The sequence below is a fragment of the Caballeronia sp. genome, from assembly GCF_049581465.1.
GTDB lineage: Bacteria > Pseudomonadota > Gammaproteobacteria > Burkholderiales > Burkholderiaceae > Caballeronia.
In genome coordinates, this window is sequence record NZ_JBAUSA010001044.1 from 1 (window position 1) to 1,689 (window position 1,689).

Sequence of the window (1,689 nt, forward strand, 5' to 3'; positions counted from 1 at the left end):
GCCGCGCGGCGCCTTGTCTTCCGGCAGTTCAGCCCAGTAGTCCGGCACCGACGCCTCGTGGCGATACGGCAGCGCGCCCCTGCTCGCGAGCAGTTCGGCAGCCGGCGATGCGCTGTCATAGATCGCCTCACACATTTCGTACTCCCAATCCGAGAGGCCGAGCTTGGGCAGCGACGGATCGTACTGCTCGGGGCGCGACAGGCGCGCGACGTAGCGCAGGTAGTCCTCCTTCGGATCGGCGATACCAGCGCGCCGCATCGGCTCGTTGTTCGGCACCCAGTACCAAAACGCGGCCTTCGCGGCCGTGCCGCCGACACTGCCCGCTTTCTCCAGAATCGCCACGCGGTTGCCGAGCCAGCGTGAGAAAAGCGCGCAGGGCAGGCCCCCTCCTCCTCCACCGCACACGACGATGTCGTATTCGGCATCGAACTTGAGTTCGCCGGCGGCTTTCGCGGACAGCGTCACGACGCCGAAGGCGGCGGCTGCCGTGCCGGCGCCAGCGGCCTTGATGAAGTTGCGCCGCGATGCAGCGGGCACGTTGCTGTAGTCAGTCATGTTCGTCTCCGTGTTTTAGTTTCGTGTGCCACGTGGGCATGAAGCGCACGGTACGGCGACGCAATGAACGGGTCTTTCACGTTTCGCGATTTACAGATTCCGGGCGCGCAGCGGATTGGCGGGTGGGTATCAGGATGAAAAACGGAGATGAAGATCAGGGATGAAAATCGCGGACGCTGCGTTCGCGAACTGCGAACCACCGAAGCGTAAAGGTCGCGACTCAAGCGTTTATACTCGCGAGAAAAGCGGCCTAAGAACGACATCAAGGCCGACATCAAAGCGCGCACCATTGAGGCAACGAGAGACGACAATGAGCGGAACGTACCAGCCACCGGCCATCCGGCGAATCGAGGGATTTCGCGTGGTATCCGGCGCGCCCGGACTCGAATACTGTATCTCCGGTTCGCAGCCCTATACGCTCGACATGCATAACCCGTCCGAGATGATCTGCCTGCTGCTTGGCACGATCGTTACAGAGACGCGTTACGACGACGGACCTGCGGTCCCATTCACGTTTGAAGCGGAGACCGCCGCATTTCATCCGCGCGGCGGCAGCATGCGCATCGACGCGCAGCAGGTTCGTCACGGCTTCATTGCGTTTCGTTATCGCGACCCGTTCCAGAGCCGCATCACCGATTCCAATGCGCGCGCGTCGCGTCGCGTGAGCAGTCGCAGCAACCTCGGCGCCAATGCGATTCGACATCTGGTGCGCTACGCACGCCTGAAGGTGCCTGCTGAACGCTCGTTACCGGTCGACCCGTGGGAGATCCAGTGCCTGGCGACGCTCGCCTGGATCGAGACGACGCGGCATCTGGAGAACACTGCCGACAAGCGCAAGCCGGGAATGTCCGACGCCGAATTTTCCCGACTCGAACAGTATGTGGCGAGCAACATCGAGCACGGCCTCAGTTGCGCGGATCTCGCGGCGACGCTTGATCTGCCTGTTCGCGTGGTCTTCGACGGCGTGAAGGCCCGCACTGGGTATTCGCTGTACCGTTTCGTGATGGAAAGGCGGATCGGCGCGGCGGCCCACATGCTGCGTGTAACCGACACACCGCTTTGCGAGGTTGCCGCGGCTTGCGGATTTTCGTCGCAACAGCACATGACGGCGCTGTTCTCCGCGCGGATCGGCAC

At 62.8% G+C, this 1,689-nt stretch carries 2 protein-coding genes; one reads left to right on the forward strand and one right to left on the reverse strand.

The window, feature by feature from the left end; all coding sequences use genetic code 11:
* On the reverse strand, window positions 1–555 hold a 555-nt coding region (locus WCA53_RS25560; protein WP_423916991.1), incomplete at its 3' end, for an FAD-binding protein.
* A 310-nt stretch (window positions 556–865) separates the two neighbouring features.
* Here WCA53_RS25560 and WCA53_RS25565 point away from each other — a divergent pair.
* Window positions 866–1,689, forward strand: an 824-nt coding sequence (locus tag WCA53_RS25565; RefSeq protein WP_423916993.1) for a helix-turn-helix domain-containing protein, incomplete at its 3' end; no start/stop codon positions are given.